At 49.3% G+C, this 23,019-nt stretch carries 28 protein-coding genes and 2 pseudogenes; 16 read left to right on the top strand and 14 right to left on the bottom strand.

Annotated elements, in window-relative coordinates:
* Positions 1–5 precede the first annotated feature (5 nt).
* The gene (locus ACOQOZ_RS04645; protein ID WP_420591108.1) at positions 6–155 is read right to left on the bottom strand and encodes a cell developmental protein SirA; all 150 of its coding nucleotides are present in this window, start codon (positions 153–155) and stop codon (positions 6–8) included.
* A 14-nt stretch (positions 156–169) separates the two neighbouring features.
* Positions 170–712, bottom strand: a complete 543-nt coding sequence (locus ACOQOZ_RS04640; protein ID WP_420591107.1) for a hypothetical protein — start codon at positions 710–712, stop codon at positions 170–172.
* A gap of 146 nt (positions 713–858) precedes the next feature.
* Here ACOQOZ_RS04640 and ACOQOZ_RS04635 point away from each other — a divergent pair, with 146 nt between their 5' ends.
* Positions 859–1,218, top strand: a complete 360-nt coding sequence (locus ACOQOZ_RS04635) for a hypothetical protein (RefSeq protein ID WP_420591106.1) — start codon at positions 859–861, stop codon at positions 1,216–1,218.
* A gap of 18 nt (positions 1,219–1,236) precedes the next feature.
* Positions 1,237–1,491, top strand: coding sequence for a YkgJ family cysteine cluster protein (locus ACOQOZ_RS04630; protein WP_420591105.1), 255 nt, complete (start codon positions 1,237–1,239; stop codon positions 1,489–1,491).
* Here ACOQOZ_RS04630 and ACOQOZ_RS04625 read toward each other — a convergent pair.
* From ACOQOZ_RS04625 to ACOQOZ_RS04610, 4 genes are all read right to left on the bottom strand, one after another.
* Positions 1,484–2,056 carry a hypothetical protein gene (locus ACOQOZ_RS04625; protein ID WP_420591104.1) on the bottom strand — a complete coding sequence of 191 codons (573 nt, stop codon included), beginning with the start codon at positions 2,054–2,056 and terminating at the stop codon, positions 1,484–1,486. The genes ACOQOZ_RS04630 and ACOQOZ_RS04625 overlap by 8 nt on opposite strands.
* A gap of 10 nt (positions 2,057–2,066) precedes the next feature.
* Positions 2,067–2,696 (bottom strand): GrxB family glutaredoxin, encoded by a 630-nt coding sequence (locus ACOQOZ_RS04620; RefSeq protein WP_420591103.1) that lies wholly within the window; start codon positions 2,694–2,696, stop codon positions 2,067–2,069.
* Positions 2,697–2,774: 78 nt separating this feature from the next.
* Positions 2,775–3,962: an MFS transporter gene (locus tag ACOQOZ_RS04615; RefSeq protein WP_420591102.1), complete on the bottom strand. Its 1,188-nt coding sequence runs from the start codon at positions 3,960–3,962 to the stop codon at positions 2,775–2,777.
* A 101-nt stretch (positions 3,963–4,063) separates the two neighbouring features.
* Positions 4,064–4,732, bottom strand: coding sequence for an SDR family oxidoreductase (locus tag ACOQOZ_RS04610; RefSeq protein WP_420591101.1), 669 nt, complete (start codon positions 4,730–4,732; stop codon positions 4,064–4,066).
* A gap of 121 nt (positions 4,733–4,853) precedes the next feature.
* On the opposite strand from ACOQOZ_RS04610, the gene ACOQOZ_RS04605 reads away from it, so the two are divergent.
* Positions 4,854–5,786, top strand: coding sequence for a LysR family transcriptional regulator (locus ACOQOZ_RS04605; protein ID WP_420591100.1), 933 nt, complete (start codon positions 4,854–4,856; stop codon positions 5,784–5,786).
* 58 nt (positions 5,787–5,844) lie between these two features.
* Positions 5,845–5,997 (top strand): hypothetical protein, encoded by a 153-nt coding sequence (locus tag ACOQOZ_RS04600; protein ID WP_420591099.1) that lies wholly within the window; start codon positions 5,845–5,847, stop codon positions 5,995–5,997.
* An 88-nt stretch (positions 5,998–6,085) separates the two neighbouring features.
* On the opposite strand, the pseudogene ACOQOZ_RS04595 reads toward ACOQOZ_RS04600, so the two are convergent.
* Both ACOQOZ_RS04595 and ACOQOZ_RS04590 read right to left on the bottom strand, forming a co-directional pair.
* Positions 6,086–6,217 (bottom strand): annotated as a pseudogene (locus ACOQOZ_RS04595) (helix-turn-helix domain-containing protein); the annotation flags it as partial.
* A gap of 115 nt (positions 6,218–6,332) precedes the next feature.
* Positions 6,333–7,058 (bottom strand): methyl-accepting chemotaxis protein, encoded by a 726-nt coding sequence (locus ACOQOZ_RS04590; RefSeq protein ID WP_420592396.1) that lies wholly within the window; start codon positions 7,056–7,058, stop codon positions 6,333–6,335.
* Between the two features lie 26 nt (positions 7,059–7,084).
* On the opposite strand from ACOQOZ_RS04590, the gene ACOQOZ_RS04585 reads away from it, so the two are divergent.
* A complete protein-coding gene (locus ACOQOZ_RS04585; protein WP_420592395.1) occupies positions 7,085–7,204 on the top strand; it encodes a hypothetical protein in 120 nt (39 codons plus the stop codon).
* On the opposite strand, the pseudogene ACOQOZ_RS04580 reads toward ACOQOZ_RS04585, so the two are convergent.
* Positions 7,197–7,337: pseudogene (locus tag ACOQOZ_RS04580) on the bottom strand (HAMP domain-containing protein); the annotation flags it as partial. The gene ACOQOZ_RS04585 and the pseudogene ACOQOZ_RS04580 overlap by 8 nt on opposite strands.
* 721 nt (positions 7,338–8,058) lie before the next feature.
* On the opposite strand from ACOQOZ_RS04580, the gene ACOQOZ_RS04575 reads away from it, so the two are divergent.
* Positions 8,059–8,370, top strand: a complete 312-nt coding sequence (locus ACOQOZ_RS04575; protein WP_420591098.1) for an NGG1p interacting factor NIF3 — start codon at positions 8,059–8,061, stop codon at positions 8,368–8,370.
* On the opposite strand, the gene ACOQOZ_RS04570 is transcribed toward ACOQOZ_RS04575, so the two are convergent.
* A complete protein-coding gene (locus ACOQOZ_RS04570; protein ID WP_420591097.1) occupies positions 8,340–8,957 on the bottom strand; it encodes an NUDIX hydrolase in 618 nt (205 codons plus the stop codon). The genes ACOQOZ_RS04575 and ACOQOZ_RS04570 overlap by 31 nt on opposite strands.
* An 87-nt stretch (positions 8,958–9,044) precedes the next feature.
* Positions 9,045–9,389: a DUF3135 domain-containing protein gene (locus tag ACOQOZ_RS04565; protein ID WP_420591096.1), complete on the bottom strand. Its 345-nt coding sequence runs from the start codon at positions 9,387–9,389 to the stop codon at positions 9,045–9,047.
* A gap of 364 nt (positions 9,390–9,753) precedes the next feature.
* Here ACOQOZ_RS04565 and ACOQOZ_RS04560 point away from each other — a divergent pair, with 364 nt between their 5' ends.
* Genes ACOQOZ_RS04560 through purT form a run of 4 tightly spaced genes read left to right on the top strand, consistent with a single transcriptional unit; the run spans position 9,754 to position 12,355 of the window.
* Positions 9,754–10,326, top strand: coding sequence for a CoA pyrophosphatase (locus tag ACOQOZ_RS04560; protein WP_420591095.1), 573 nt, complete (start codon positions 9,754–9,756; stop codon positions 10,324–10,326).
* Between the two features lie 34 nt (positions 10,327–10,360).
* Complete coding sequence (locus tag ACOQOZ_RS04555; RefSeq protein WP_420591094.1) at positions 10,361–10,885, top strand: gamma carbonic anhydrase family protein; 525 nt, start codon at positions 10,361–10,363, stop codon at positions 10,883–10,885.
* 2 nt (positions 10,886–10,887) lie between these two features.
* Positions 10,888–11,112, top strand: coding sequence for a DUF1289 domain-containing protein (locus ACOQOZ_RS04550; RefSeq protein WP_420591093.1), 225 nt, complete (start codon positions 10,888–10,890; stop codon positions 11,110–11,112).
* Positions 11,113–11,158: 46 nt separating this feature from the next.
* A complete protein-coding gene (gene purT, locus ACOQOZ_RS04545; RefSeq protein ID WP_420592394.1) occupies positions 11,159–12,355 on the top strand; it encodes a formate-dependent phosphoribosylglycinamide formyltransferase in 1,197 nt (398 codons plus the stop codon).
* Here purT and ACOQOZ_RS04540 read toward each other — a convergent pair.
* Complete coding sequence (locus ACOQOZ_RS04540; RefSeq protein ID WP_420591092.1) at positions 12,312–13,898, bottom strand: sensor domain-containing diguanylate cyclase; 1,587 nt, start codon at positions 13,896–13,898, stop codon at positions 12,312–12,314. The genes purT and ACOQOZ_RS04540 overlap by 44 nt on opposite strands.
* 146 nt (positions 13,899–14,044) lie before the next feature.
* On the opposite strand from ACOQOZ_RS04540, the gene ACOQOZ_RS04535 reads away from it, so the two are divergent.
* The 4 genes from ACOQOZ_RS04535 (at position 14,045) to ACOQOZ_RS04520 (ending at position 17,009) form a co-directional block, all read left to right on the top strand.
* A complete protein-coding gene (locus ACOQOZ_RS04535; protein WP_420591091.1) occupies positions 14,045–14,461 on the top strand; it encodes a MerR family transcriptional regulator in 417 nt (138 codons plus the stop codon).
* The gene (locus tag ACOQOZ_RS04530) at positions 14,458–15,762 is read left to right on the top strand and encodes a permease (protein WP_420591090.1); all 1,305 of its coding nucleotides are present in this window, start codon (positions 14,458–14,460) and stop codon (positions 15,760–15,762) included. Before ACOQOZ_RS04535 ends, ACOQOZ_RS04530 begins: the two co-directional genes overlap by 4 nt.
* Positions 15,763–15,853: 91 nt before the next feature.
* The gene (locus tag ACOQOZ_RS04525) at positions 15,854–16,435 is read left to right on the top strand and encodes a DUF3833 family protein (protein WP_420591089.1); all 582 of its coding nucleotides are present in this window, start codon (positions 15,854–15,856) and stop codon (positions 16,433–16,435) included.
* Between the two features lie 91 nt (positions 16,436–16,526).
* Positions 16,527–17,009, top strand: a complete 483-nt coding sequence (locus ACOQOZ_RS04520) for a hypothetical protein (RefSeq protein ID WP_420591088.1) — start codon at positions 16,527–16,529, stop codon at positions 17,007–17,009.
* A 91-nt stretch (positions 17,010–17,100) separates the two neighbouring features.
* Here the strand turns inward: ACOQOZ_RS04520 and rimO are convergent, their stop codons facing one another.
* Positions 17,101–18,465: a 30S ribosomal protein S12 methylthiotransferase RimO gene (gene rimO / locus ACOQOZ_RS04515; RefSeq protein ID WP_420591087.1), complete on the bottom strand. Its 1,365-nt coding sequence runs from the start codon at positions 18,463–18,465 to the stop codon at positions 17,101–17,103.
* A 217-nt stretch (positions 18,466–18,682) separates the two neighbouring features.
* On the opposite strand from rimO, the gene ACOQOZ_RS04510 reads away from it, so the two are divergent.
* Both ACOQOZ_RS04510 and ACOQOZ_RS04505 read left to right on the top strand, forming a co-directional pair.
* Entirely contained in the window at positions 18,683–20,872 is a 2,190-nt protein-coding gene (locus ACOQOZ_RS04510) for a DUF3857 domain-containing protein (protein WP_420591086.1), read from the top strand.
* A gap of 49 nt (positions 20,873–20,921) precedes the next feature.
* Complete coding sequence (locus ACOQOZ_RS04505; RefSeq protein ID WP_420591085.1) at positions 20,922–22,181, top strand: hypothetical protein; 1,260 nt, start codon at positions 20,922–20,924, stop codon at positions 22,179–22,181.
* A 69-nt stretch (positions 22,182–22,250) separates the two neighbouring features.
* Here the strand turns inward: ACOQOZ_RS04505 and ACOQOZ_RS04500 are convergent, their stop codons facing one another.
* On the bottom strand, positions 22,251–22,985 hold the full coding sequence (locus tag ACOQOZ_RS04500) for a hypothetical protein (protein ID WP_420591084.1): 735 nt from the start codon (positions 22,983–22,985) through the stop codon (positions 22,251–22,253).
* Between the last annotated feature and the right edge of the window lie 34 nt (positions 22,986–23,019).

Genomic DNA, 23,019 nt, shown 5'->3' with positions numbered 1-23,019 from the left:
CAGGCTTAATTTTCCTGTTCCATGATTTCCAGCAGGCGACGCACCAGCGCTTCGAAGAGTTGTGCCTGGTCGTTATCTGCATCGGCACTGAGGCTGTACATCAGTCGTTCGATTTCGGCGCGCGACATATAACGCACGGTTACCGGATTGGTCATAAATTACTGCTCGCTCAGAATCGGTAGCTGATTAACAGGCTGGTGGTGTAGACCGATGGTGTCTTTTTACCCAGTCCGGCGCGACGATTCTCAGTACGGTAATCGTGAGGATCACGAACGGTGCCAGCAAGATCAACAGTCACTGCTTTGTATTGGTAGCCCAGCCCCAGCTGCCAGCCCCAGCCATTAAATACCTGATGATTTTTGCCTGGACGGCCGATGCGGGTTTTTTCATGGTGCCAGCTTGGCCCTGTGTATGCCCGGAAGCCGGGTTGTGACAGACCGACGCCCCACATCAGCTGGGTTTGAAACCCTGTGGTGAACTTATCGTCCTGATCAATGCGATACAGCATAAAACGGGTAGCGGTGTTGTCTGATTGAGGCATTTCTGCAAACACGCTGAAGCCCGTGTCGGAATTGTCTGGCAGGTATGCTGGTGCCGGATCGCTATCCAGCTGAAAAGAACCAACACCGACACGAAAGTTGGTCGGTTCTGCCATAGTGGCAGCGCTGGCGCCGAGCAGTGCGGCGGCCATCCATAAACGAGAGCCAGACATTCTTGCTTCCTTAATAACAAAATAATGCTGGCGCCAAGGCTATCTCAGCGAGAGCACGGATACAACAGCCAGCATCCAGCCAGCTCTGGCGGATAACACTGATTCACCGTCTATACTGAGAGATTTAATATTGTTGGGGAAGAATCGTGAAGGCATTGCTGATTTTTTGCGGTCTGATGTTGTCGTTGCCTGTTGTGGCCATTGAAGATGAACTGGGGAATCCGACTGAAGATGCAAAAGCGGCCTATAAGGCGGGAAATACAGATTATGTTGCTATAGAACTCGAAGATGATCTGGAAATTCCCGGGTTGAAGCCGAAGCAGCTGGAAGTGGTCAAGCGTGAACATAAAACCCGCTCATTGAATCGCCGCTGGAAAACATTCGACAACATTGAACAGCAACCAAAGCGTTATCGTCGTATGAAGCGTTATGCAATCCGGTATAATCTGATGATGTGGAAGCTGACGCAAAGCGCCCAGAGTCCACGTTTCAAATATCGCTATTAACCGATCCGGAGAATTTCATTGGAATGTCGTTTAGGCTGCGGAGCCTGTTGTATCGCGCCGTCGATTTCTACCCCCATTCCCGGGATGCCAAACGGTAAACCAGCGGGACAACGTTGCATTCAGTTGGATGACCAGAATCTCTGTAAAATATTCGGTGACCCGTCACGGCCGGACGTGTGTGATGACTTTAAAGCAGAAGAGGCGATATGTGGCTCAGCCAATCAGATCGCCTTGCGCAACTTGACCGAACTGGAGCAGATGACGATCAGATAGTTATTTGATCGCCGTTCGCATTCCTTAATTTGTAGTAGTTTAGCCCCGATCTGACAGTCGCTCGTTTCGCTGCATGGGCAAAATCACTTACCACACGGTCAATATCGGCTTGAGTCATCGCTCGTGGCTCTACACAATCGACCATGTTGCCATTGCCTTGTTCGTCGGCAATCCACACTTGGGTTTCTACGGGTTTTAGTGCTGATGGGGCAATAGGCTGTTCGCCTTTTTGGAATGTTGGGTGTGATGCACAGCCAACATGCCATAACTGACAAAATATCGCTGCGCCTTGCTCTTTTGCTGCTTGAGTGACGGTTTTCCAGCCTGCCACTTGTTCATCAGTGTAGACGCCTGGTGTGAATGAGTAACCCTGCGAATCGTCTGAAATCTGGGTGGCTTCAGAGATGATTAACCCTGCGGTAGCGCGCTGCTTGTAGTAAGTCGCCATCATTTGGTTTGGAATGTTTCCCGGTTGGCTAGTGCGCGCTCGGGTCATTGGAGCCATGGCTACGCGGTTTTGTAGACCCAGTTGTTTTAGCTGTGCTGGTTCAAATAGCATGCTCATGATCGATTCCTTACTTAAGTAGTGGTACTTGGGTTTTGTTGCTTACAGATTCCATCCAATCTTTCACGGCGTTGACCCATTGGATTTCTGTGGCACTGAAGAACCCGCGCAAAATAGAAAATAGGATCGCTTCGTCTACCAAAGTCACATGCTGATAAGAGTCGAGGTTCAACACACTTTTCGCACGTTCGATGAGCGCTTCTACCTCTTTGGCAATGTTTGGTGTGTCTTGCAGAAGTGCGTCAAAATTGAGTGCTTCAGTTTCCTTTTTCGCGCGCCAAGCGAGCTGTGCAGACTGAGTGGCAAACTCTGGTAAATCCATGTTTGACCAACGTGGGTAACCCACCTTCTGCAGTGGAAGAAACGCGATTTTTTGCCAATCTAGCGCTTGTTGAGATGGTTGGCTTGTTTCACTTGATGTAGCCAGTTCAAGGAAGTAAGCGATGATATCTAGGCTTTCTGCCATCGCTTCACCGTTGTCTTTGATAAGAAGTGGTACTTGCTTGGTTCCAATCAGGTCTGTTGTGGTTTTGTCATCGTCATAAGCAATATTGATGACGTCGAGTTGGATATTCAACATGCCAGCAACGTAGCGGACGCGAGCACTGAATGGGCAATGTTCGTAAATGTAGAGTTTCATAGTGTTTTCCTAGTGATTTAATTGGGTAGCCCCGCCTTTTCGGGAGGCGTTAAGTCAGGGCTACCAGTAGGGATGAAATTAGTTGTTGAAGCTTGGTGTTAGCTCAGTTTGTTTGCTTTCTTTGCGGTTCGCCTTGGCGATGAATAGCAGACCAATCAGTGGAACAATGATGGCTGCGTAAGGGATCATGCCAGCGCCCATTTGGCTATCGAGCACCATGCCGCCTAAGAAGCCGCCAAAGGCATTGGCTAAGTTGAACGCAGAGATGTTTGCCGTCGCCGCTAGCTCTTGACCTTCACCACCGTGGTTCATTACTCGAAGTTGCATTGCTGGCACGTTAGCGAATGACGCAATACCAAATACAAAGGCGGTGGCAATAAACAGAGCTTTGCTGTCGACAGTTAGGCCGACCAGTACCAGTGATACAATCATCGCGATAGCCCAGAACATGGACGCTTTTTGTAGGTTTTTATCTGATGAACGACCACCCATGGTGTTGCCAACAATCAGACCGACGCCAACGATAACCAAAATCCAAGTCACGGCACTTTCACCAAAGCCAGTGATGTGCATGGCGATAGGGGCGATGTAACCATACAAAGTCATAAACCCCGACCAAGCGAATACGGTGATCGCAAGGCTGATAAGTAGCATTGGGTTTTTGAACGCAGCCAATTGCGCTTTGACATCTTTTGCTTCGCCATGACCAGTCGATTTGATCACTGAAGTGATGAAGAACAGAGCCACTAAACCAAAAGCGGCAACGGTCAAGAAAGTGGTGTGCCAGCCGAATTGCAAGCCAATCCAGGTACCGCCAGGCACACCTAAAACGTTAGCCAGTGTTAGGCCCGCGAACATCTGTCCGACTGCACGGCCTGCCATTTTTTCTGAAACCAAATTGGTCGCGACCACGGCTCCGATACCGTAGAAAGGGCCTTGAACCAAGCCCGTGATCACTCGGCTGACCATCAACACAAAGTAGTTAGGTGCGAAAGCGGACAATACGTTGCCGAGAATAAACAGCACCATCAGCCCTGTTAGTACGGCTTTCTTGTTAAAGCGTGCTAAGTAAATCGTAAGTAGCGGGCCGCCAAACACAATGGCAAGCGCATAGGCACTGATTAGGTAACCCGCTTGCCCTTCGGTGATGGACAAAGAGTTGGCGACTTGAAGAAGGATTCCTGCAATAACAAATTCCGCAGTACCGATAGCAAAAGCTGCAAGCGTTAGGATCCATACCTGCAGCGGCATTTTTTCTTTATTCATGGGGGGAGTCTCTTTTTTTATTTCGCTTGAACCAATTGGTGCCATGCTTTTTTATTGCTCTGGCACCTTGTTTTTATTTGCGTTTAGCTAAACGTGTGTTGTTAGCCAAGCAGTGCGCCACCATCAACATCAATCACGGCGCCAGTCATGTAGCTGTTTTCAATCAGAAGTAAGTAAGCTTTTGCAACGTCACTGGCTTCGCCTACTTTGCCAACAGGTAAGCTATTTTGCGTACGTTTGAACATGGCATTTCTGTCGTCTTCGTTCATGCCTTGATATGCCTCGGTTTTGGTTAAACCTGGACTGACCGCATTCACTCTGATCGGAGCCAATTCTTTCGCGAGTACCTTTGTGGTCGCTTCAATGGCCGCATTGATGGCAGTTTTGACGTAGGTGTTAGCAACAACTTTGCGCGATAACATGCCGGAAGTTAGCGTGATTGAGCCGCCTTTCTTGATGTAGCGTGCCCCATGTTTCGCTGCGTTGATGGCGCCCCAAAACTTGGTATCAAAAGCGTATTTTGCTTGGGAAAATTCCACGTCCATCACTTTGCCCGCCGGAGCATAAGAGCCTGCTGTGACGATCAGGTGGTCAAAAGCACCAATGGTTTCGAAGTAGTGGTAAACCGACTGTTCATCGCTGATGTCTAGCCCTGTTTTGCGGCTTGCTACGTGGACAACCGCATTGTCGCTTGCAAGTTGTTGGCTAAGTTCAGCACCAATACCTGATGTGCCACCTAGTACGACGTAGACAGTTTTTTCTGTTTTCATGATTTGTTTCTCCAATCTCGTTTCGTTGGAGCCAGTATATTGATTGGAAGAAATTTGATAATTGGGTAATATTTGAATTGATTATTCAGTTCAGTCGAATAATAAGGTTTTAGGAGGTAATGTGGACAAGTTTTCGGATATGACGCTGTTTGTCAGCATAGTGAAGAACCAAGGGCTGGCGGCGGCTGGTCGAGAGCTCGGTTTATCGCCAGCAACAGTAACGGCAAGATTGCAGTCGCTGGAAGACCGTTATGGGGTGAAATTACTTAATCGCAGTACAAGGCATATTTCACTGACGGACTCTGGTGCGATGTACCATCAGGCATGCTTAGAAATCATCGACAGCGTTAAAGAGACGGAAAACTTACTTCAAACTGGCACCAAAGAAGTGCGCGGCGCACTTAAAATCTCGGCTCCTCGTGATATTGGTAAGCAATACATTTCGCCAATAGTGTCTGAATTTAGTCAGCTCTATCCTGATGTGATCCCTTACTTGTATTTGAACGATAATTTATCCAACTTAGCTGAGTCCGGTTTGGACATCGTTATCCGATATGGGGAGCTAGCCGACAGCAGCCTTATTTCTCGCAAACTGGCGCCCAGTCGCCGAGTGCTTTGCGCTTCCCCTCAATATTTGGCAAAAAAAGGCACGCCGATCACGCCACAAGATCTAGCACATCACGATTGTTTAGTCATGGTTCGTAGCAATGAAGAATTGAAAACGTGGCACTTTCAGGATGAAGAGCAGCACAACGCTGTTACTGTCGTACCGACGCGTTTTTCTGATGATGGCGAAGTGATTCGTCAATGGGCGTTAGATGGGGCGGGTATTGCGTTGAAATCGATTCTAGATGTACAAGAAGACATCAAACAGCAGCGCCTCGTGACGGTGCTTAATGGTTACATGAAGAACTTCAATGCATCGACCTCAGCAGTCGGGGTGGACTTGAATGTCATATATCTAAGTAGAAAGTATCAACCGAGACGAGTTCGACTGTTTCTTGAGTTCTTGATTGAGCGTTTTTGTACCGTATTCGAAGATAAAACGCTTTAGTTTAAATATACGATTCAATCTTGGGGCAATGGAGTGTTTGTACTTCTAGCACCGGCAATTGTGGCAACAAGTGGATGAGCTGAGTTCCGGAAAGCCTATCGAGGTATTTAAGGTCAAAGCACACTCTGGCATTGAAGGGAATGGGAGAGCTGATCTTTATGGAGAAGCTCAAAAGAGGAGAGTTAGTATTGCTGACGGACACTCCATCTAGGCCTGTGATGCTCCGCGATGGGATAAGTAAATCGTGGAGCTTGTCTCCTAAAGGACAGGAGGCATTATCTGTAGCAGTTCTTCCCGGATTGCTGGTAGCGATAAAACGTATCTCTGGATACACCCATGACCTTACTGGCTTTGGATACATTACCGAGTTCCTGAGCAAGATTCAGCAAACCGGCTTTGTGTTTAATGATTGGATTGGTAGGCTCAAGCATAGAGAGTTTCCTTTGTTTAGATCTTGATTCGACACCAACATCAAAATGGGAAACTCTCTTCTTTTCAAATTGAAGTGTAAGATCAGGTCTGAACTAATACACTTAATTACCCATTTTAGAGTTTAAAGCGCTTAACCAGAGTCGTCAGGCTATTTGCCAAAGACACCAGATTGGTTGATACGCGCGTGGTTTCCTCGGCATTTTCCACGGTTTTCTGTGAATGACCCGAGATCGTATGAATGCCACGGCTGACATCCTCACCGTATTGCACCTGCTCCTGTAACTGCGCAACGGTTTCAGTATTCATCTGATCCATTTGTTCGACATGCTGTGACATGCTGTGCAGAGCTGCTGCCGCTTCATTTACCCGGGTTAACCCTTCATCCGCTGTTGCCTGAGCATTTTGCATCGAGTTTACCGCTTTGCCAGCCTCCTGCTGCAGTTGCTCAATCATGGCTTCAATTTCCTGCGCCGATTCCTGAGTCCGTTGTGATAACGTGCGAACCTCATCTGCTACCACGGCAAAGCCGCGTCCGCTCTCACCAGCGCGAGCCGCTTCAATCGCGGCATTTAATGCCAGCAGGTTGGTTTGTTCAGCGATACCTTTAATCACTTCCAGCACGCCGCCTACGGTTGTGGTGCGATCATTCAGATCGGTGATCACATCGGCGGTGGATTTAATCGCGATGTTCATGCTCTCAATTGTGGCTGCGGCCTGGTCGGTTTTGCTGACACCGTCTTTGGCAACCAGCTTGGCTTCCTGAGAAGCGTGAGTGCTTTGTTCCGCGTTGTTCCGTACGCTGTTGATGCTGGCGTGAAGCTGTTCAATGGCGTCCTGAATCTGGCTGGTTTCGTTATTCTGTTGCTCTGCGGCATCACGAGACAGCAGGGCACTGCGTTCAATATGCTGTGATGCGTCTTCCAGTTGGTCGGCAGTCTGAACCACTTCTTTTAACGAATCAGAGAAACGTGTGGTCATGGTATTAAGCGCTTCTGCGGCACGACCTACTTCATCGCGGGTGAATACTTTGACGCGTTGAGTGAGATCTGAATCACGCTCAATATTGGCGATGGTGCGGTTTACTGCGCGAATAGGTTTCAGAACCACGCGGCGTAACATAAAGGTCAGCAAAGCCAGCGCGGCGATAAACATAGCGGCCTGGGTGCTGGCCATGGTCAGCATGTTGCTGTGAATTTCTTCGTCAAGCTTGCTGAGGTCATAGGTGATTCTAATAGCACCGAGAATGTCGCCTTGTTTTGCCTGGTGACATAACAGGCAATTGGTACCACGATAGTTTTCTTCAGCAATTACCGGCCGTACGAAAGAAATGGTGTGCCCGTTTTCGTCGTCACGTTCCACAAACGCTTCTTCACCATTCATGGCGCGACGATCCAGTTCATCCTGCGGGTATTCGTGGTCCAGCCCACGGCCATAGATTCTGTCGACTTTATCACTGCGCATCATACGCGCTTCGATAATGCTATGATCCGCCAGGATTTTTTCCCGTAGCAGTTCCCTGTTACCAATCGCGCCGGAAATCATCAGCATATTCATAGTGTCGAGGTAGCCCGATGCTTTGTCTTTCAACTGGGTATGTACCATTTGGTGGCTTAGCTGCCGCTCCGACGAAACCGCGATGCTGATTACCACGACCATGACGACCAGAAATATAGTACCCAGTGCCAGGTAGACCTTGCGTTGAATCGACATTCGATTGTCGCTCATGAACTATTCCTAAAACTGCTAAAATGAACTCTGTATATAGGCTAGTCGATAATTTAGCTTTCGCTAAACTACCGCTGGCTCGAAATGCCTAATAATAAAGAGCTGATTAAATACTGTGTACAAACTGGCCTTTTTTGTGCCGCCGGATCAGGCGGAGTCTGTTAAGCAGGCGGTTTTTGCTGCCGGAGCCGGACGTATTGGCGACTATCAGGAATGTTGCTGGCAAACGGAGGGAGTGGGGCAGTTCAGGCCAGATGCAGCTGCTAATCCATTTATCGGTGAGGCTGACAAACTGGAGACGGTTGTTGAACTGAGGATTGAGATGGTCTGCGACGATCCGTTTATTCACGCCGCATTGGCTGCGTTAAAGCAGGCGCATCCTTATGAAGAGCCTGCTTATGATGTCTGGCGATTGGCCGACTTGTAGCGTTGCTTTTCTTCTTCCTCGAGTTTTTTCAGAGCCTGATCCAATTCGATCACTGAGCTGGCACAGCGCTGGAGCTCCTGTGGGTCATGCTGATTGGCAAAGTAGTGCTTGAGAGTTCTGGCGACCGTTGGGAAAGCGATTTCCTTCCAGGGGATGTCCTTCTCGTCGAAAAGCGCGACCTCCAGACTTTCACTGCCTGAAGAAAACTCTGGTTCAGGCAAGTCCGCCAGATAAAACAGGTGCACCTGATTAATGTGTGGCACGCTGATCATGGTAAAAGCCGATTGGCTGATCACCCGGGCATTGGCTTCTTCGAGGGTTTCCCGTTCCGCTGCCTGAACCGTACTTTCACCGTTTTCCATAAATCCTGCAGGTAGCGTCCAATAGCCTTTGCGCGGTTCGATGGCACGTTTGCAGAGCAATATCTGATGAAGATCGCCGTTGCGATACACCGGCAGTGTGCCTGCGACGATGCGCGGGTTTTGGTAAAAGATGGTATCGCAGCCAGGGCAGACGAAGCGTGGACGGTTATCACCCTCTGGCGTTTTCACTTCTACCGGGGTGGCGCAGTGGCTGCAAAACTTCATGGACGGGCTCTTGGTGGTGAACTCAATGCTCCGAGTATACGGTAATGCAGGAATCCGTTTGAAGAGTTGGTGTATGTAGAGCCGCGATCAATTAGCTAACGCACCGCCACGGAAAGGCAGTATCGCGGCCTCGCTGTCTGATGCTTCCACAACCTGCTGCATCATACCCTGCATATCATCTGGCTGAAGAAACGAACGCAAATCTGCCAGGCTGTCATGCATCATCTTCGAGATTTTTAAGCACGCAGCCATCGGGTTCGGGGCGATCTGGCGTTGCGCATCAATCTGAAACTGCAAGCCACGTAAGCGGCGGTGATAATCTTCCGGTGCCTGCTCAATGATCTGATCAATCAGTTGTTGGCGCAGAACTTCCAGCTTTTCAGGATTGTTTTTGGCCAACTCGGCCATTTCATCAAAAGACGGGAATTCCATAACCAATCTCCTTCATTTTCAGAGTCGTAAAACATTCGACGAGCAAAAGATAACTTTTTTGCCGTCGGAATTTGCAAAAGTATGGATATAGTCTACCGCGATCAAAAAGCCGTCATAATCTTGCAAAACTGGTTAATTTCCGATCTAAGTTGTTGAAAAATCGACGGTTAAAATTTTGACGTTCTGCTCGGGAAGAGGAAAAACGTTTAAAAACAGAGTGTTAAGTAAACGTTTGAAACCGGCCTCGGAACTCTTGATATAAGCATGTGGAATTGAAACGGTTGTACTAATGAAAATAATGTATAGAAGCCCGGCTTCGTTCTTTGGCTGGTGAGCCGGATGACTATCGTCGTACAATGCAGGTATGAGAGATTCTGAACTGTTTCTGCAATTGCAGCAGCGCCTTGAGCAAAGGCGCCCACGAAAGATTAATCAACCCGACCTGGCGGAGGCGGGTGTGCTGGTCGCCATTACCAATGAGGCTGAGCCTCAGTTGATTCTTACCCGACGTGCTGATCACCTGTCGTCTCACAAAGGCGAAGTGGCGTTTCCCGGTGGCAAGCGTGACCCCGAGGATAATGACATCGTTGCCACCGCCATCCGTGAAGCGGAAGAAGAAGTTGAGCTTGATGCCGCGCTGGTTCATGTGATCGGTGAAATGGATCAGGTGGTATCGCGCTTTGGTTATCTGGTAACGCCGGTGCTGGCGTTGGTGCCGGCCAGCGTTGAGCTGAAGGCCAATCCCGATGAGCTGGACGCAGTATTTAAAGTCCCTCTGTCGTTTTTCCAGCAGCCTCCGAGCAGCTACTTTGAACGCGGTCAGGTGAAAATTCCAAGTTATGACTACGACGGTTTTCATATCTGGGGGCTGACGGCGATGATGATCGCTGAAATGATGAATAACCTGTGGGATGCGGATATTTCTTTCCGTTTCTGAGTTCAGGCGCGATAACAATAATAGAGAGAGAAGCATGTTTTATCAGTTAGGGGATAAGGCGCCGGTAAAAGCTGACGATGTATTTGTCGCGGACAACGCGTCTGTTATCGGTAATGTCGAGTTAAAGCAGCAATCCAGTGTCTGGTTTAATGTTGTGATTCGCGGTGACAACGAGCTGATCAGCATTGGAGAAATGACCAACGTTCAGGATGGTTCCGTACTCCACACCGATTCTGGCTATCCAATGACATTGGGTAAGGGCGTGACCGTCGGTCATAAAGCCATGTTGCACGGTTGTCAGGTGGGAGATTACTCCCTGATTGGTATCAATGCGGTGGTCCTTAACGGAGCCAAAATCGGCAAGCATTGCATTATCGGTGCAAATGCACTGATACCTGAGGGTATGGAAATTCCAGACGGTTCTCTGGTCGTCGGCTCTCCGGCCAAGATAAAGCGAGAGCTGAACGCTATGCAGCAAAAAATGCTGGAAGCCAGTGCAGCGCATTACGTTCATAATGCGGCGCGCTTCAGCAAAGAATTAAAAGTGATCGAGTTGTAATCATGAAACAGGTTGATGGTAACGATCAGCAAGCGGAACAACCGGTTGCTTCCCCATGTGTTTATATTTGCGCTCTGGATGACAATAACATCTGTATGGGGTGCTATCGCAGCGGCGAAGAGATCACTCATTGGGGACGTTACAGCAATGCCGAAAAACGCGCGGTATTGGAAAAAGTGGGTGAGCGTGAGCGTGCCTCAATGAATTTTTATACGCCATCGTCCTGATGGCCTGACTGTCTTATCTGAGAGAAAAATAATGACCAGCAAGGAAATGACTACCATTGGCACGCCGTTTTCAGATACCGCAACGCGTGTGTTGTTGTGTGGCTCCGGCGAACTGGGTAAAGAAGTGGTTATTGAGCTTCAGCGCCTGGGGTGTGAGGTAATTGCCGTCGATCGTTATGCTAATGCGCCGGCGATGCAGGTGGCTGATCGCAGCCATGTGGTGGATATGCTCGATGGTGCCGCGTTACGCGCTGTGATTGAGCGTGAAAAGCCCATGCTGGTTGTTCCGGAAATTGAAGCCATCGCCACTGATACATTGGCTGAACTGGAGCAGGAAGGGGTGAATATCGTTCCAACTGCCCGGGCGACCCAGCTCACCATGAATCGTGAAGGTATTCGCCGGTTGGCGGCAGAAACTCTGCAACTTCCCACCTCAACATACGAATTTGCAGCGGACGAAGCTGAATTTATGGCAGCCGCCGACAAAATCGGCTTGCCATGTCTGGTTAAGCCGATCATGAGCTCCTCGGGTAAGGGTCAAAGCTTTGTTCGCAGTCACAATGAGTTAAAAGCCGCGTGGGACTATGCGCAGGAGGGGGGGCGAGCCGGTAAAGGTAAAGTCATTATCGAAGGCTTTGTTGATTTTGATTTTGAAATTACCCTGCTGACCATTCGTCATACAGACGAGCAAGGCAATGTAGTGACCAGTTTCTGTGATCCTATTGGTCATCGACAGCAGGATGGTGATTATCAGGAGTCCTGGCAGCCACAGGCAATGGCGGAAGCGGCGTTAGCCGAAGCGCAGCGTATCGGTGCGGCGGTCACCGCTGAATTAGGTGGCCTGGGATTATTTGGTGTTGAGCTGTTTGTGAAAGGCGATCAGGTGATCTTCTCTGAAGTTTCTCCCCGGCCACATGACACTGGTCTGGTAACTCTGATTTCTCAGGATCTGTCAGAGTTTGCTTTGCATGTGCGCGCGATCCTCGGCTTACCGATTCCAAACATCCATTGTCATGGGCCATCTGCATCAGCGGTGCTGTTGGTTCCGGGGGAATCTTCTCGTATGGCCTACAGTGGTCTGAATCAGGCTCTGGCGGGTATTGATACCCAGCTGCGCTTGTTTGGTAAGCCAGAGGTGAAGGGCAAGCGACGCTTAGGTGTGGCACTGGCCCGTGGCGAAGATGTCGAACAAGCCAAAGCTAAAGCGTTGGCGGTGATTGATCCAATACAGGTGTCCCTGTAAAGGCAATTTCTTCGCTGATGATCTGCAGCATGCTGCAGTTGCGGCCGGCAGCTTTTGCTTCATAAAGCGCAGCGTCGGCGGCCTTCAGCCACTCTTTTTGTTCCATGTTATTCAGCCAGTTGCCCGACTGTATGATCCAGGCAATGCCTGATGAGGCAGTCAGGTGGTTGGCAATTTTTGAGGTGTCGTGTCTGATCTTCAGATCGTCCAGAGCGCCTTTCAGCTTTTCCCGTACGTGATTTAACTCGTTGGCATCCCTGGCGTAGCAGATAACCACAAACTCTTCGCCGCCGTAGCGGAATACACATTCATCCTGACGCTTAATGCAGTCCTTTAGCGCCTTGGCGACCTGTTGCAAAGCAATATCTCCCTGCTGGTGGCCATAGTGATCGTTGTAGAGTTTGAAGTAGTCGATATCAATCAGAATCAGCGCAATGTTGTCTTTGCGGCGAATGGCACGGCGCCAGGTTTGGCTAAGCATCTCTTCAAAAGCACGACGGTTGCCAATGCCGGTTAACTTGTCGGTCTTCGACAGCTTGGTGAGCTGATACTGCTGCTCGCGAACCCGCTCAATCAGCTGGTTATAGCTGTCTTTCAGGTTTTCCAATTCCTGAATTTTCAGCCCCGGAGTGGTGTGCAGATCCGGTAATGGCGAAATAATATTACTGTCCTGCATATGGCGGGCGGCGATGCGCACCGGCTCAACCACAACATGCAGGAACAACGCGTAGAGCATCATCGGAATGGCGGCAAGAACCAGGAAAGTGAAATAGATTTCCGCTGGCATCATGCGAGGAATCAGCTGCTCAGCAGTAACAAACTGCAGCTTCACGACGTTCTCGGCAAAATTGTTACGCAGGCAGCGTTCGGTCAGTGCTTTCACATGCACCAGTGGTTCACTGATGTTGCGACAAGGACCATCCGGAAAAGCGACATCAAAGTCGACCCGGGTGATTTTGCGCACCTTTTGCCAGAAGTCATAGTGCACTTCCCGGGCGAACATCAGATAGCCGTTACCGGGCTGATTGCCACTGGAATTACTGATTTCGGCAACACTGATCAGGTAAAGGCGTTCGTCGAGGCGATAGAAAACTGCAAAATCTAACATCTGGCCAACGCGACCGTTGGTAATTTCCGCCCTGAACCAGCGACTGAGATGGTTGTCGGCGGTCTCAAGCTGGTCGTTTTTCATCAGCTGAGCCACCTTAATATTGCCCCGATTATCCGATATTGCTAAACCATCCAACTCCAGAGTGCGGTAGGTATCGGCAATCAGATTGGCAGAGATATACGATGGGTTGCTGTCTTTAACAAACTGGTAGGTATCATCCCACTGAGCATAGTCTTGGGTGACGGTTTGCTGCTGGTGGAATTTCTGCTCCAGAAACCCCTGAACACTGATGATTTCTTTCTGCTGCAACAGCCGCACACTTTCGACTTCTTTCGGGTAAAACCACCAATAGCGCGACGCCAATACGCCTGCAAACAGCAGTATCAGATAAATGGAAGACAACACTAAGGCGGTTTTTCGGATGGTCAGCATCTGTGACTCTTTTTGATCTCTCTGGGCCAAGTATAGACAGCCTCAGCTGCTGGCAATGTCCTATTTAAGTGGAACTTGACCTGTGAGCTACTCAAAGGTTTATCGTGCAGGTATCCTGAAACGATTCCTGTAATGGATGGAGTGTTATGCGAGTACAACAGCTGGCCAAACAAGAGAAGGTGAATGCCAATACCATTCGTCATTACGTGCGTATTGGTCTTTTAGCCCCGGTTAAGGATCACAGTGGTTACCACAACTTCAACCTGAACGACCAACAACGGTTGCGGTTTATTCTGCAGGCGCGCGATCTCGGTTTTACGCTGGAAGATATTGAACAGATTCTGGCCGATGCCGGTAAGGGGCAATCGCCTTGTCCCCGGGTACGCGAATTAATTGCGCCGCGGCTGATCGAGGCGCGGGCGAAGCTGCTGGCTATGCAACAGCTGGTGGAGAGGATGGAAACGGCAGTCAAAAGCTGGGAAGAGCAACCGGATTGTTTGCCTTGTGGTGATCATATCTGCCACTTAATTGAAGGTGCTCACCTGCATGAGGATACGGTATGAGTTCATGTTGCGGTTCGGATAAAGGCGCTGACCACAGCGTTGTTAAAGTGACAGAGCACGAAAAAAAAGTGCCGGCAAAAACCTCGGCCTCAGGCTGTTGCAGTTCGGCACAAGCTGAACAGGGCGAAACCGCCAGCTGCTGCGCATCAAAGACTGAAGTGGAGCCACAGGTTGCTGGCAGCTGTTGTAGTTCGTCCAACGCGGCTGCTGCAGCATCATCGGGCGATGCTGGCGGTTGTTGTGGGTCTGACGACAGCAATAAAATCGACTGGATCTTGTGGATTTGTACGCCACTGGTGCTGATAGGTTACCTGAGCTTCCTTATCTGGGGCGATGCTGACCACATGGAGGCAATGGCCAAAACCGAAGCCACCATGGTTATGCCCTGGTGGGAAACTATGATGCACACTGCCTACGAGATGGTGAATGCCATGTGGTGGGGGATTATTTCCGCATCTTTGTTTGTTGGTTTATTAGGGCGAATCCCACGGGAGCTGATTATGTCAGTGCTGGGGCAGGGAGGCTCTAAACGCGGTATCTTCCGGGCCACACTGGCCGGGCTGATGCTCGATTTGTGTAACCATGGCATTCTGATGGTTGGCATGAAATTGTATGAACGCGGCGCCAGTGCTGGGCAGGTGATGGCATTCCTGGTCGCCAGTCCGTGGAACTCGCTGACGTTAACCTTGATTCTGGTGGGGTTGATTGGCCTGAAGTGGACGTTATTGTTTATAGTAGCTTCGATGGTTATCGCCTGGATTACCGGCTGGATTTTTGACCGGCTGGTGGAGCGTGGCACTTTACCCGCTAACCCACATCAAACTGAGTTTCGTCAGATTCCGTTCTGGCCAACGTTAAAGCAGAGTATGGGTCAGTATGACTGGTCATTTTCTGCCTGGTTAGGCCTGTTCTGGCAGGGATTGAAGGAATCGAAAATGGTGCTGCGCTGGGTCGTATTTGGTGTGGTGCTGGTTGCTCTGATCCGGGCGTTTGTACCGGCCGACAGTTTTGGTTTGTGGTTTGGCGCCAGCTTATCGGGCCTGTTTCTGACGCTGGCTGCAACCACTGTCATTGAAGTGTGTTCAGAAGGTTCATCGCCCATTGCTGCCGATCTGTTTAACCGCGCCGGTGCGCCGGGTAATGCCTTTACTTTCCTGATGGCAGGGGCTGCGACGGATTACACCGAAATTATGGCACTGAAAGAAACCACAAAAAGCTGGAAGATAGCGTTATTTTTGCCGCTGATTACCGTGCCCCAGGTGTTATTGATTGGCTGGTTGATGAACGGTGTGGCGCTATAACGGTGCTCCCAGGTCTTTTCTAAACTTTACTTCCTATCGAACCGCAATCCTGTACATTGAATGTATAACTAATGTATAGTGTTGAGTTTGTATGTTATACCGTTATCTATTTCTTGCGGCTATCAGTATGGTAGTGGGCTGCAGCTCGAATCAGGTTGAAGACAATCAGGCATTTGCTGATGTACTCAACCCGAGGGAGTTCTTTGATGGGAAGGTTTGCGCCGATGGTGTAGTACGCGACCGTAGCGGTACACAGATTCGACACTTCAACGCCGAAATTATCGCCAGTTGGGACGAGCAGGGAATTGGCTTGCTCGATGAAACCTTCCATTTCAATGATGGTATTGAATACCGCAAATGGTGGCTGACCCCGATTACAAATGCCGCCGGAGATGTAGATGGCTATCAGGCTCGAGCCACCGACGTACCTGATCCGACGGTGATGACGTTCTCAGGCAATGCCATCTACATGGATTATCAGCTGCAATACCAAACCGGTGTGGACGAGCAGGGGGAAGCCGAAACCCTGGCGTTGTCGATGATTGACCGTATGTATCAGGTAGCGCCGGGTGTGGTCATTAATGAAACCAGAATGGAAAAGTTTGGTCTTGGCGTTGGCCAGGTTTTGTTGGTAATGCGTAAAGTCAGCAGCGACGTAAACTGCGTGCCATAACCTTTTGTAGCATTTTACTACAAATGGAGCCTGTCACTATGTGGCGGAGCGACTAACGTTAATTGCAGGCAATGAGAAAAAGGATCTCACAATGGCTGCTGTTGTTCCGTTTTTGTTCGCCCTGTTTTTACGTCTTATAGCGGGAATTATACCGTTATCTATTTTGGCTTTGTTGTCTTTGGCGACAGGGTGTTCGAGTTATCAGTCCCGATCGGCTGACGCCTCTTATTCGGTACCGCCACTTAACCGTTCCGCTCAGCTGGATTATCGCGAGTTTGGCATTCCGGGGCAGTGGGATGACACAGGCATTCTGATATCTCACAATCGGGTCAAGTCAAGGCTGTTAGCCGACATGCGTTTGTTGATGCAGTTCGGCTACAGTACCAGGGTGTTTAAGGTGACTAATCAGGTTAATGAAACGGAATTCTGGCTGGTTGCCGAAGGTTTTGCCGGGCGCGAGGATGCCCGTCAGGCAATACGCAAAATGGCAGACAGTGGTTTGTGGCTGGGCGAGCTATCCCTGGTGTCGCTGCCCGGTGAAGCGAGTGATACTCAGGTGGCAACGCGGCAGTAGAGTTTAAAGACGAACGATTGCTGTATTACACAGACAAAAAAGGCCGCAACAAATCTCTTTGTTGCGGCCTTTTGTTTTTCCGATGACAAGATCAGACGGGCGTTCCCCACAGATCGTATTCGTCGGAGTGTTCAATCATCACTTCGACCATGTCACCTGGCTGACAATCCTGATAGCCGTTCAGGTAAACCATACCATCGATATTCGGCGCATCCGCATAGGTCCGGCCGATGGCTCCTTCATCGTCCACTTCATCAATCAGAACCGTCATTTGCTGGCCAACGCGGCGCGCCAGTTTACGGGTACTGATTTCCTGAGCTTTAGCCATAAAGCGTTCCCAACGATCTTGCTGGACATCTTCCGGAATATGATCTGGCAGATCGTTGGCTTTTGCACCTTCAACCGGGCTGTATTTAAAGCAGCCAACGCGGTCCAGCTCGGCTTCGTCGAGCCAATCCAGCAGAATCTGGAAATCTTCTTCAGTTTCACCGGGGAAACCAACAACAAAGGTCGAGCGCAGCACCAGATTCGGTACCTGTTCACGCCACTTTTTAATGCGCTCCAGCGTGTTTTCAGAATGAGCAGGGCGCTTCATCAGTTTCAGTACCCGTGGGCTGGCGTGCTGGAATGGGATATCCAGGTAAGGCAGTACTTTGCCTTCCGCCATCAGAGGCATGATGTCGTCGACACTTGGATACGGATAGACGTAGTGCAGGCGTACCCAGGCACCCAGCTTACTCATCTGATTACACAGATCGTAGAGCTTGGTTTTTACCGGCATACCATCCCAGAAACCGGTGCGGTATTTCAGATCAACACCGTAAGCGGACGTATCCTGAGAAATCACCAGTAGCTCTTTTGTACCAGCGGCTACCAGACGCTTTGCTTCATCAAGCACATCACCAACCGGACGACTAACCAGCTTACCGCGCATGTCCGGAATGATGCAGAAGGTACAGCTGTGGTTACAGCCTTCTGATATTTTCAGGTACGAGTAATGACGCGGAGTCAGCTTTACGCCTTCTTCCGGCACCAGGTCGATAAATGGATTGTGCTCCTGAGTCGGAGGAACCCACTCATGTACGGCGTCCATTACTTCTTCATACGCGTGGGCGCCGGTAATTGCCAGAACCCCCGGATTTTCTTCTTTAATCAGCTCTGCATCGGCGCCTTTGCCCATACAACCGGTAACGATAACTTTGCCGTTTTCGGTCATGGCTTCGCGGATGGCGTCGAGAGATTCCTGTTTTGCGGCATCAATAAAACCGCAGGTATTAACCACTACAACATCAGCATCGCTGTAGTTGTTGCTGATTTCATAACCGTTTAACTGCAGCTGAGTGAGGATTTTTTCACTGTCGACTGAGTTCTTCGGGCAGCCAAGGCTTACCATGCCAACCCGGCCGTTGCTGATGGATTCAATAGGGGTGTCTTCTGAAATCGGATGTTCAGACATCTGCGGGACCTCGTTATGTGCACTCTGATATGGCGCTGTTGACCGGGTGCACTTATGTATCTTGCTAATCTGGGCGCGATTGTACTTGTTTTAGCGAATGCCGTCATTGAAAGAACCGTTGTGAAATGAACGCTGCAATAATTGATAATCCTGATAAAATCCTGCGGTTCTGATTATCTGGAATCCGCGCCGTCTGGCGTATGAAAGAGGGAAATTCGTGAAGTCTATTTTTTCCATTCTGAGCTTGTGGCTGATCAGCCTGGCGGCGATTGCCGGGCGACTTGCGCCAGAATTAACCGAGCAACAAAAACTGGCAGCCAAATCGGACACTGGTGCCGAAGTTTTGTACTCATTATCCGAGAGTCGCCTGAAAGATGGTCTGTGGCAGAAGCGGATCTATCAGTCTATTCGTATCCTCGATGCAGAAGCAGTGCATGATTATGGCCGTATCGCCATTGAATACCGGCCGTTCTACAGCGATCTGGATATCGAATTTGCCCGGGTTATTACCGCCGATGGCGAAATCCTCGATGTTGCTCAGGATGCCATTCAGGAGCGGGTTGTTGGTGGCGGTCAGGATTTTTACTCCGACGAAAATGTTCTGGTATTTTCGCTGCCAAGAGTGGCCGAGAACAGCATTCTGGAATTTCAGTATCTGCGCACCCAGAAGCGGGTTTCAGTCACCGACCTGGCGAGTGATCGCAGCGTCGCTCACTGGTTTCAGGAGATGAATTCCGGCCAAGGCTATCGTGCCGATCCGGTGCAGCACTTCTCCCATCGTATTGAGGTACTGGACGATACCGAGTTGAAACACTTCTCCATTGGTGATCTGGGCAAGGCCAGTGTTGAGCAAAACAATGGGGTTCGCAGTTACTTCTGGCAGCAGCAAAATATTCCTGAATTCGTTATGGAGCCTATGATGTCACCATCACAGGCGTTTCCACCTATGATTCGTACCAGTAATCATGATGACTGGTCAGTGATGGATCGCTGGGCAGCGCCCTTATATCAACCAACGGCGGATGATCTGGTAGCCGCTGATGAAATCATCGCCACGCTTGATCTTAAGGCTGATATGTCTGCCAGAGACAAGGTGTTTGCGGTCTATCGTTATCTGCAAAACAACCTGCGCTACGTCTATGCGCATCTGGGACGTGGCGGTTTTAACCCACACCGTATTCGCGACATCGTGCGTAATGGTTATGGAGACTGTAAGGATCAGACGTTCCTGGCGCTGACGTTATTCAGACAGCTGGGTATTCAGGCAATGCCAGCGTTGGCGCAATTAAATTCGTCGGTAGATATCAATCGTAAGCTGGTATATCAGGCTTTTGATCATGTACTGGTGTATTTGCCCGATGCCGATGGCGGACAACCAATGTGGTTTGATACCACCGGTGACCGACTGCAATTTCCGGGCTCCACCAGCTACATCAATGGTCTGAGCGCTTTTGTTTTAACCGGTCAGGGTGGCGAGTTTAAGCGTGTCGATAATCATCGTCGCAACCATTCCGACGTTACTTTGGATATGACGCTGGACGACAATAACCAGCTGATTGTAAAAGCGACGTTATCTCCTCAGGGCAACAGTGAAGAAATTTATCGTAACTGGTGGAAAAATGATCCCCAGGGCGCGACAACATTGCGCAAAAAATTCGCGTCTTTATTCAGTGATAATGGCAGCTATGAATTCGAAGCTGATGTGATTAATGCTACGTCATTGACCGAAGCATTGCAGATGTCTGCAACCTTTACCTTTAAACCCATGGATCAGGACCCGCTGACTCTGGTGTTAGGTATGCGCCAGATTATGATGCTGCTTGAATTGTATAACGCTTTACCGCAACCCGATGGTCGCACCCGGGACGTTTATATTAAACGGCCATTTACCGCCGACGTGAATGTGTCGATCAATGTTCCGGAAACCCGCAAAGTCATTTCCGTAACCTCCGGTGAAACGATCGACAACGATTGGTTCAGTCTCACTCAATCAAAACAAGACAACGGCAATGGCCTGGATATAAAAATCCATTATCAGCAAAAGCCAATGGAAATTACGCCAGAGCAGTATGAGGAATTCTTTAAATTAATTACTAACCTGTCGCAGAGCGATCACTGGTATCTGAGTATTGCCACCGATCAGCAAAAAGCACTCGACCACGAGTTGTCTGCTATTTCCGATGAGAAGGGCGAAGATAGCTACGATTTCCAGATTAATCTGGCCCGACGTCAGTTAGATAAAGGTTTGTTTGATGATGCGTTGCTGACCGCAGAAAAAGCATCGGTGCTGGCTCCGGAAAAAGGCGAGAGCTGGTATGTGCTGGGTACCGCTCAAGGACTTTTGGGGCAGTTAGAAAAAGCCGACGAGTCGTTCGCAAAAGCCATGGAGTTAGGTTATGCACCTTAGATTTTTATTATTGTTGATAGCTGCTATGGGGCTGATGGGGTGCGAAACGATGTCAGCCAGAAAAGCTGCTGTTTCACAATTGCCCAGCAGTTATTATCAGCAACAAACCGAAGAGCACCTGCAACGCTTTTACCGCACCAATAGTATCGCCGATATGAAAGGTGCGGTTACTGCAGCACGGCAGTTGTATCGGGTGAAGCCCGACGATATCCGCAGCCAGGATAAATTCTACAAAGTTCTGTTTCAGCACGATTTTATCTTGTTGGAATATGCCAGCCCTGAACTGAAGACTTTATTTGGCGGTCTCGATAAAAATTTACAACCTTTGTTATCACCACCGGAAATGATTGCCTGGTACCTGAATCAATACCAATCCGGTGTTATTAAAGATTTACGCAACTTGCTGCAGCGTTACCCGGGCAACCGTCACGTGTTAACCGCATTGGCGGCCGCATATAACGAAACTGAGCAATATTGGATGGCATCGGCCGTTAGCAGTCAGGCAATGCGCTTGTATTCCAATAACGCTGATTTGCAGGAAGAACTGGGTTATGCCCTGAAGCAGGTTGCCAGTGCCGACGGTTGTCGCTACAACCACAAAAGCCTGATGCGATCTGCCGCTACCCATATGGCCAAAGCGGCGGTAAATGATCCAACAGAATATCGTTACAGCGAATCGTCTTATCTTTTTCTCAGTCTGGGCATTGTGCCACTGGCAAAGCGTGAAGCCGAGCTGGCGCTAAAAACCGAAGACGGTCGTTATGCTCGTGCAGCGCTGGCTGATGTGGCTGCGGTTGCCGGAGATTTTGCTACTGCATTTGAGCAAACCAACATCAATAACAAAGGCTTATCGGAAACAACGATACAGGAATATCGTGCCATGTATTATTTCCAGCAGGCTGAAGCCGATAACATGCTGGCAGAATTTAATCAGCAAAAAGACATTGCCGGTAAAAAAACCATCCTGGATGAATTGCGCGCCCGCTGGATGACTTCTCTGGCTGGTGTTGCATATACACCAACTCCTATTGAAGAAACGACCGCAGAGTTACCGTGGCTGAAAACGATAAAAGAGTATTTTCTTAGTTACGAACAGGGGCAGGGCGACGCTGATTATTTGATTGCTCAGGCCAGCGATGTGTGTGAGAAATCAGAGGCACATTTCTATACGGCTTATCGCTTCTGGCTCGATGGTGAAGCGGAAAAAGCGTTAGAGCAGCTCAAGCTCAGTCGTAAACAACCTGCGTATTTTTATTACGAGTACATCTGGCAGCCATTAATTGAGAAGAAAATAAAAACTGGCATATAGCCGGTTTTTATTTTGCTTGATTGATTACGCCGGACCTGTGTCACTGGCAATCAGCGCTGTTGTTTTCAGTTAATTAAATGACGCTGGAATGCTGACATAATTTTCGAAACAAACATCGTTAATGCACGACGTGGCGGTAATAAACCCCGCTTGTGGTGATGTGTTTTCAAAATTCTCACCGTTCTCACTTTTGAAACTTGCAGGAAGAATCGACGCGAGCTTGTTATTGAGAAAATACACCGGGTTTGAGCAGGTAAAAGACAGGTTATCCCGAAGCTGGCATAACATGGCAATAATACTGTTGCCCTCTGGCAGATTGGTGAAGCGAATACTGTCGGAAGCGGCTCCGGATTGATCCGCGCCCGATTGGTTACCGAATTCTATACGAATATCACTGCTCTGATCTTTGTCTACGCTGGCTTCGACATAAACACCAAAACTGCCCATGCTGCCTACCGGGTGGACCTGTACTTTGTTGTCCGATATCTCGGCGTTACCTTGTACACTGAAGCGTGTTAATACTGAATTGGCATTATCGCCAGCCGTTGCGTCAGTTGCCAGCGTAGACAGTTTCGCTTTAGACACGGCAGCGTTCATATTCTTTTGCTCATCCGGCGATAAGCATTGGTCAGCGTTATCATCATAAGTTAACTGGCTCACCAGAATGCCATCAATGAGCGCAACGTTGTCTTTGGGGCACACAGAGCCGGGTGGTAAGTTACTGCTGGTACCAGAGCTGTTGCCGCTGCAACCGTGCAGCAACAAGCTGCTGGTGAGGATCAGAATCGATGATTTAGTGAACATAGTGGTCTACGGATTGTTATGATTATTAATTGCC

Source organism: Bacterioplanoides sp. (assembly GCF_965219715.1).
Classification (GTDB): Bacteria; Pseudomonadota; Gammaproteobacteria; order Pseudomonadales; family Oceanobacteraceae; genus Bacterioplanoides.
This window is presented reverse-complemented; position numbering and strand designations above follow the sequence as displayed.

Excerpts from the sequence above, each read along its gene's own strand:
- ACOQOZ_RS04540 (WP_420591092.1), bottom strand. The coding sequence starts at position 13,898 with ATGCTGACCATCCGAAAAACCGCCTTAGTGTTGTCTTCCATTTATCTG.
- ACOQOZ_RS04505 (WP_420591085.1), top strand. The coding sequence starts at position 20,922 with ATGTCAGCCAGAAAAGCTGCTGTTTCACAATTGCCCAGCAGTTATTAT.
- ACOQOZ_RS04640 (WP_420591107.1), bottom strand. The coding sequence starts at position 712 with ATGTCTGGCTCTCGTTTATGGATGGCCGCCGCACTGCTCGGCGCCAGC.
- ACOQOZ_RS04620 (WP_420591103.1), bottom strand. The coding sequence starts at position 2,696 with ATGAAACTCTACATTTACGAACATTGCCCATTCAGTGCTCGCGTCCGC.
- ACOQOZ_RS04555 (WP_420591094.1), top strand. The coding sequence starts at position 10,361 with ATGTTTTATCAGTTAGGGGATAAGGCGCCGGTAAAAGCTGACGATGTA.
- ACOQOZ_RS04615 (WP_420591102.1), bottom strand. The coding sequence starts at position 3,962 with ATGAATAAAGAAAAAATGCCGCTGCAGGTATGGATCCTAACGCTTGCA.
- ACOQOZ_RS04560 (WP_420591095.1), top strand. The coding sequence starts at position 9,754 with ATGAGAGATTCTGAACTGTTTCTGCAATTGCAGCAGCGCCTTGAGCAA.
- ACOQOZ_RS04625 (WP_420591104.1), bottom strand. The coding sequence starts at position 2,056 with ATGAGCATGCTATTTGAACCAGCACAGCTAAAACAACTGGGTCTACAA.
- ACOQOZ_RS04520 (WP_420591088.1), top strand. The coding sequence starts at position 16,527 with ATGGCTGCTGTTGTTCCGTTTTTGTTCGCCCTGTTTTTACGTCTTATA.
- ACOQOZ_RS04500 (WP_420591084.1), bottom strand. The coding sequence starts at position 22,985 with ATGTTCACTAAATCATCGATTCTGATCCTCACCAGCAGCTTGTTGCTG.
- ACOQOZ_RS04565 (WP_420591096.1), bottom strand. The coding sequence starts at position 9,389 with ATGGAATTCCCGTCTTTTGATGAAATGGCCGAGTTGGCCAAAAACAAT.
- ACOQOZ_RS04645 (WP_420591108.1), bottom strand. The coding sequence starts at position 155 with ATGACCAATCCGGTAACCGTGCGTTATATGTCGCGCGCCGAAATCGAA.
- ACOQOZ_RS04535 (WP_420591091.1), top strand. The coding sequence starts at position 14,045 with ATGCGAGTACAACAGCTGGCCAAACAAGAGAAGGTGAATGCCAATACC.
- ACOQOZ_RS04550 (WP_420591093.1), top strand. The coding sequence starts at position 10,888 with ATGAAACAGGTTGATGGTAACGATCAGCAAGCGGAACAACCGGTTGCT.
- rimO (WP_420591087.1), bottom strand. The coding sequence starts at position 18,465 with ATGTCTGAACATCCGATTTCAGAAGACACCCCTATTGAATCCATCAGC.
- ACOQOZ_RS04570 (WP_420591097.1), bottom strand. The coding sequence starts at position 8,957 with ATGAAGTTTTGCAGCCACTGCGCCACCCCGGTAGAAGTGAAAACGCCA.
- ACOQOZ_RS04525 (WP_420591089.1), top strand. The coding sequence starts at position 15,854 with ATGTTATACCGTTATCTATTTCTTGCGGCTATCAGTATGGTAGTGGGC.
- ACOQOZ_RS04610 (WP_420591101.1), bottom strand. The coding sequence starts at position 4,732 with ATGAAAACAGAAAAAACTGTCTACGTCGTACTAGGTGGCACATCAGGT.
- ACOQOZ_RS04530 (WP_420591090.1), top strand. The coding sequence starts at position 14,458 with ATGAGTTCATGTTGCGGTTCGGATAAAGGCGCTGACCACAGCGTTGTT.
- purT (WP_420592394.1), top strand. The coding sequence starts at position 11,159 with ATGACTACCATTGGCACGCCGTTTTCAGATACCGCAACGCGTGTGTTG.